This is a genomic window from Mycobacterium sp. 050134 (assembly GCF_036409085.1).
GTDB lineage: Bacteria > Actinomycetota > Actinomycetes > Mycobacteriales > Mycobacteriaceae > Mycobacterium.
Genome location: NZ_JAZGLV010000012.1, coordinates 206,821 through 213,107 on the forward strand (window position 1 = coordinate 206,821; position 6,287 = coordinate 213,107).

Annotated in this window: 4 protein-coding genes, 1 pseudogene and 1 riboswitch; all 5 genes and pseudogenes read left to right on the plus strand. The window is 67.2% G+C overall.

The annotated features are described in order from the left end of the window. Positions 1–112 precede the first annotated feature (112 nt). A riboswitch (M-box (ykoK) riboswitch) is annotated at positions 113–284 on the plus strand. Positions 285–679: 395 nt separating this feature from the next. Then, positions 680–974, plus strand: a pseudogene (locus SKC42_RS16500) (PPE domain-containing protein); the annotation flags it as partial. Positions 975–2,108: 1,134 nt separating this feature from the next. Beyond that, positions 2,109–3,419 carry a PPE family protein gene (locus tag SKC42_RS16505; RefSeq protein ID WP_330965346.1) on the plus strand — a complete coding sequence of 437 codons (1,311 nt, stop codon included), beginning with the start codon at positions 2,109–2,111 and terminating at the stop codon, positions 3,417–3,419. A 70-nt stretch (positions 3,420–3,489) separates the two neighbouring features. Beyond that, positions 3,490–4,893 carry a PPE family protein gene (locus SKC42_RS16510; RefSeq protein ID WP_330965347.1) on the plus strand — a complete coding sequence of 468 codons (1,404 nt, stop codon included), beginning with the start codon at positions 3,490–3,492 and terminating at the stop codon, positions 4,891–4,893. 29 nt (positions 4,894–4,922) lie between these two features. Further along, positions 4,923–5,243, plus strand: a complete 321-nt coding sequence (locus SKC42_RS16515) for a DUF732 domain-containing protein (protein WP_330965348.1) — start codon at positions 4,923–4,925, stop codon at positions 5,241–5,243. 184 nt (positions 5,244–5,427) lie between these two features. After that, positions 5,428–6,135 carry an MgtC/SapB family protein gene (locus tag SKC42_RS16520; protein ID WP_330965349.1) on the plus strand — a complete coding sequence of 236 codons (708 nt, stop codon included), beginning with the start codon at positions 5,428–5,430 and terminating at the stop codon, positions 6,133–6,135. Positions 6,136–6,287 lie beyond the last annotated feature (152 nt).

Below are 6,287 nucleotides of genomic sequence, written 5' to 3' on the forward strand. Positions count from 1 at the left end.
GGATTACGCGCGGAGTGTGGTGGCATCGCCGCACTCGGTAGCACCGTCGGATCGGCCGATCGTCGCCGTCGCGCTTGACGCATTGATGGGGTCGGTGCACGCATGGCCCTTGCGTGCACCTCGCTAGGTGAGGCGTCTGGATGGACACAGACCACTGACCTCGAATGTCGAAAGACGCCCAGGGCCAGGACAGCTCTTCCCGGCTTAAGGGTTGAGCCCAAGTGACTTCCGGTCGACACCGGATACGCCGAGTGGTGCCAAAACTCTGACGAGAGGGGTGCGGTGTTCGGGTATTTGTCCCGTGTGCCCCCTCCCACGCGTGCGCGTTACGGTATCCCCGCATGCCCTGGCCGTGAGGAGGTGAGCGCGAAATGAGTCACGACGGCAGTCCGTATCCCAGATCGACGACCATTTCGTTGAGATCCGGCCCGGGCTGCTCTCCCGCGGCCTGAATAGATTCTCCGCAAGGACTTATCGACACCTTTCGCGCTTCTTCGCGTGCGCGGGCAGCGGTGACCAGTCGCGCCCCGGGCGCGGGCCGCTCACCTGCCGCAAGGAGAACTCCGATGTCGTTTGCAGCCAATCGTTTCGCACCAGCGAGCCGGAATGTTCCCGTATCACTGGCGCCCGCAACGCAATTCACCGCGCCAGCGTCCGCCCTCCGGTCGAGGGGCCGGCCATGACCACGGCCCTCAACTTCGCGGCGCTGCCACCCGAAATCAATTCGGGCCGTTTGCATTCGGACGTTGGATCCGCCCCGATCGTGGCGGCCGCGGCGGCCTACAACGCGGCGTTCGCCGCGACCGTACCGCCGCCGACGATCGCGGCCAACCGCGCCCAGTTGATGGCGCTGATCGCCACAACGTCCTGGGGCAGAACACCCCGGCGATCGCCGCGACGGAGGCCCAGTACAGCCAGATGTGGCCCAGGACGCGGCCGCAATGTACGGATACGCGGCGTCCTCTGCGGCGGCACACCGATGGTGGCGCCGCCCGCCGCCGTGACGACGGGGCACCCGGTACGCCGATCGGGTCCATCGGCGGCCAACCGTACGGCCGCGCCATACCGCAGTACGGCTTCCGGCCCAGTTTCGTCACCCGCCCACCCGCCGCCGGCTAGGCCATCGCGCGGGCGGGATGAGTGTCTCTGAGGTCGGGCGGCTTGAACGCTCTCCGCAACATCTCGATCACCCAGCGACGCCCCGCCCGATCGCGCCTAAGGGCGCCTACCACCGCAAACGAGTCGTATTGCGCTCACAGTAAACGTCCAGCAGCTAACCAGTGCTACGGCAGCTATGGATGCGTACGCTAGGTGAAATTCATGGGAGCAGGGGATGACTTTTAACCATCAACTTGGCGATGCCGACGCCCGCTGCGCCACCGTGCGCGCTGGGGGCGGCGTCGCCGGATGGCCTATGGCGGTCGGGTCAGTGGTTTAGAGCAACCCAACCGCAGCGGCCGGCAGTAGCGGCACGTCGCTTCCAGGGGGGCGGCACGCAATCCGCCCTCGCCACGACACCATTGGCGCCGATGTTTTCGGCCAATTTTGACCGGGTGCGCATCGGTGCAATTTTACGCACGTCGAATGAGCCGATTTCTTTCTATATGTCGAAATAGGAGGTCGCCGGGAATGGGCGCACTGTCCAATTACTAGCGACGTTAAAGGCCTATTAACGAGAACCGGCAGAAGCGACGGCTCTCGCGTGAACTCACACGCAATTCAGTTATGTGACGAGCGTCTCGATGCTCGTCGACTTTGCGCCTGACTCTGGCCGTTGAACAGGACCTTCAGCTGATCCGAAAGTAACTAAGACGCACAATCCTCACACCCGATGCTGAGATCGTGACATTTAGTTTTTACTTTTTGATTACTGCAGAGGAATGTAATGCGAATACCGTTCGGCCACGATGGCCGCTACATTGGTCGATGCCCGCACGGAACGGGGATTGGGGCGGTCATCAGCATTTCGTCCAATAAGGAGGTCGAGGCGTTACCGCCACTCGGCGGAACCGTTTCGATGGATTTGATTAGACCTTTGGCGCCGATGCGGCAGGAGCGGTTGAGCCGCGCCTACCATGGCGGCCACTTGAGGGGAGTGGAGGATATCGATGTTTGATTTCGGGGCGCTTCCGCCGGAGATCAACTCGGGCCGGATGTATGTCGGCGCCGGATCGGGGCCGCTGTTGGCCGCCGCGGCCGCATGGGACGACCTAGCCTCGGAGCTGCAGTCGACGGCGGCTTCCTACGGAGCCACCATTCAGGGTCTCGCCGCCGGCCCGTGGACCGGTCCCTCCTCGATCGCGATGGCCTCGGCGGCCGCGCCATATGTGGCGTGGATGAACACCACCAGCACCCAGGCCGAACTGGCTGCCTCCCAGGCCAAGCTCGCTGCAGCGGCCTACGAGACCGCCTTCGCCGCGACGGTGCCGCCGCCGGTCATCGCCGCCAACCGCGCCCTCCTGATGGCCCTGGTCGCCACCAACTTCCTCGGGCAGAACACCCCCGCGATCGCGGCCACCGAAGCGCAGTACATGGAGATGTGGGCCCAGGACGCCGCCGCGATGTACGCCTACGCCACCTCATCGGCGGGGGCAACCCAGCTCCAGACGTTCGTCGAACCGCCCCAGACCACCAACAGTGCGGCGGCGCCGATGCAGGCGGCGGCCGCCAGTCAGGCCACCGCCACCCCGGCGGCGGACATCGGCACGGAGCTCTCCCAGTTCATCAACTCGCTACCGACCGCGCTGCAAAGCCTGGGGAGCGGGCTGCTGAACTCGCCCACCACGTCGGGAAATCTGTTGGCGGGACTCGACCTGCCGCAGCTGGTGAATCTGCCGCCGCTCCCCGCCGGGTTGCAGGCCGATCTGACGGCGTGGAACAACATTTTCAGCACTATCGCCTCGGGCCCCTATTCACTCCAGGGCCTCAGCTCCATCCCCGGCGGCCCGTTCCTGTCATTCGGGCAGGCATACGCGTGGGGCCAAAACGGGCAGAGCGCCGCCGCCTACCTCGCCGGGCCGAAGGCAATCTCGGGGGCCCTCGCACCGCTGACCCAGGGCGCCAGTGCGGTGAAGCCGATGCTCAGCTCGGCCGTCACACCGATTTCGGGCTCAATGGGCAAGTCGGCCCTGGTCGGCAGCATGTCCGTCCCGCAGGGCTGGACCGAGGCTGCGCCGACGATCAAGACGCTCGCCCAAGTGCTACCCGCCAACGCCGCCGCCTCCGCTACCTCATTCGCCGGCGAAGAGGGCGTCTTCAGCCAAATGGCCCTGTCGAGCCTGGCCGGTCGGGCGGTCGGCGCCGTCGCCTTCCAGCCCGCGGGCAGCGGCGCGGCCGCGATGGGCTCGCTCGGTGGCATCGTCGCCGAGGCCGACCCGGCCACCGCCACGATCATCGTGATCCCGGCACTTGAGGACTGAGCGCCGTGCCGACCCACATCCGCCCAACACCATCCACCCAGGCACGCGTCACCAGGCAAGGGGTACAGAAATGATCTACGCTGCGTTCCCCCCGGAGTTCAACTCCGCCAGGATGTACGACGGGCCGGGGTCCGCCTCGATGCGGGCCGCGGCGGCGGCCTGGGAGGCGCTGGCCGGCGAACTGCAATCCACGGTGTCCTCGTATTCGTCGGTGGTCGACGGCTTGACCACCGGGGTATGGACCGGGCCCTCCTCGCTCAACATGGCGGCCGCGGTGACGCCCTATCTCGCGTGGATGCAGGGCACCGCCGCGCAGGCCGCCGAGGCCGCCGCGCAGGCCACCGCGGCGGCCACCGCGTACGAGACGGCCTTCGCCGCCCACGTTCCGCCGACGGAGATCGCGGCCAACCGCACCCTGCTGGCCCAGTTGGTCGCGACCAACGTTTTCGGGCAGAACACCCCGGCGATCGCGGCGACGGAAATTCAGTACGCCGAGATGTGGGTGCAGGACGCGGTGGCCATGGACGACTACGCGGGCTCGTCGGCGGCCGCCGCCAACGTCACGCCGTTCCAGGAGGCGCCTCAGATCACCAACGCGGGTGGGTTGGCCAATCAGGCCGCCGCCGTGACCCAGGCGGCCGCGAGCCCGCTTGGCAACGTGGGGACGCTGCTCACCCAGGCCCTGAATCCGCTCGGCGTGGGGAACCCGATATTGGCCACGCTGTCGAACCTCAGCACCGATTACACCACCACCCTGAACGGGTTGCTGAACTCTCTGTTCGGGGCCGGCGCGTCGACCCTCTACACAAACCTGTACAACGCGGTGAAGGTGCCGTTGAGCTTCACCACCGGCTTCAACGACATCGGGCTGCTGATCAACTTCCCCGTCTCGCAGTTCCTCAAGTTCGCCCCGCCCATCGCCTACGGCGCTTTGCCGAAGGATGCGCTGGGCGCCGGGCTCGGGGCCGCCGGTTTCACCCGCGGCACGCTGTTCAATGCCGTCACGGGAAGCATGGGCAACGCCGGCACCCTGGTCGGCAAGCTCTCCGTCCCGCCGAGCTGGGCCGCGGCGACGCCGACCATCCGGACGGTCGCCGCGGCCCTGTCCGCCACCGGGCCGGAAGCGGTGCCCGCGGCGGCGCTCGGCCAGGGCGGTTTGCTCAGCTCGATGTCGGTGGCGGGAATGCTCGGCAGCGCCCTGGGCGCCGGGGCCCCGAACGCGTTCAGCCGGAACGGCGTCCGCGGCCGCGTCAAGCCGATGAAGGAACTCAAGGACGCGCACTCCCCGGAGAAGCTCAAGAAGATTGTCGCGCAGATCTCTGAGAAACCGGAGAGCGTGCAACACCACAACGTCGACCAAGAGGGCCTCGACGCTCTGCTCGAGCAGCTGGCGAAGAAGCCCGGCATCCACGCGGTGCACCTGAAGAAGGGCGACAAGCCCCAGGTCGTCCCCACGGACGCGCAAATAGGTTAGTGGACAAAGCAATTGGAGGATGGTCAGTTATGAGATTGCTTTTGGCATTGCTCGGAACGGCCGCCGCGATCGCGCTCGCGGCGCCGGCATACGCCGACCCCCCGCCGCCGGCCGGCGACGACGCGGGCTTCTTGGCGGCGTTGCACCAAGTAGGCATGACCTACGCCAGCCCCGACGCCGTCATAAACTCCGGCAAGGCGGTCTGCTCGTGCCTCAACAACGGAGAATCGGGTCTGGAGCTCGTGCATGACGTGAAGACCCACAACCCCGGAATGGACATGGAACAAGCGTCGAACTTCGCCATGATCGCCGCGAAGTTCTACTGTCCGCACCAGCTCTCGAAGGCATAACTGACGGCGCGACACCCGGCTTGCACTGCGCGCGGGTGTCGCGGACGTGGCCGAGAGTCGACCCGGCTAGCGCGGGAGCCACCTGCCGTTCACCCGGGAGTGGTTAGCTGCGCCGATCCAAGCCGCCCGCGCTTGTCCGGACCGACTGCTGGAAGCCGGCGGCGGGCGGAAAGGGGTGCGCTGCATGCAGACGTTGAGCGTCGCCGATTTCGCGATCCGGCTCGCCGTCGGGGTGGGTTGCGGCTCGCTGATCGGGTTCGAACGGCAGTGGCGGGCACGCAGGGCCGGCCTGCGGACCAACGCGCTGGTCGCCGGCGGTGCGACGCTGTTCGTCCTGTACGCGGCGGCGACCGAAGACAGCAGCCCCACCCGCGTCGCCTCCTATGTGGTGTCCGGCATCGGGTTCCTGGGCGGCGGGGTGATCCTGCGCGAGGGCGTCAACGTTCGCGGCCTCAACACCGCGGCCACCCTGTGGTGTTCGGCCGCGATCGGAGTGCTGGCCGCCTCCGGCCACCTCGTTTTCACACTGATCGGCACCGCCACCGTCATCGCCATCCACCTGTTCGGGCGCCCGCTCGGCCGGCTGATCGACCACGACAACAGCGGCGACGACGACGAGAGCCTGCGCCCCTACCTAGTTCAGGTGGTGTGCCGGCCGAAAACGGAGAAGTATGCCCGCGCCCAGATCGTGCAGCACCTCACCGGCAACGACATCACGCTCCGCGGCATCCATACCGGGAACGTGACCGACGACGAGATCACCCTGACCGCGCACCTGCTGATGGACGGCCACACCCCGGCCCGCCTGGAGCAGCTGGTGGCCGAGCTGTCCCTGCAACCGGGCGTCCGCGCCGTGCAGTGGTACGCGGGGGAGCAGGCCCAGCCCGAGTGACGCCCGCCGCGGCGCGGGCTCGAACGCCCGGCATCCGTCCCGGCGGAGTGAATCGTGCACTAGGGCATGTCTGACAAACGTCGGGTCCAGGCGACGATGGCGTTGAGAACGGCTGCGCCGCGGTAGACGATGGCGAGTTTGTCGTAGCGGGT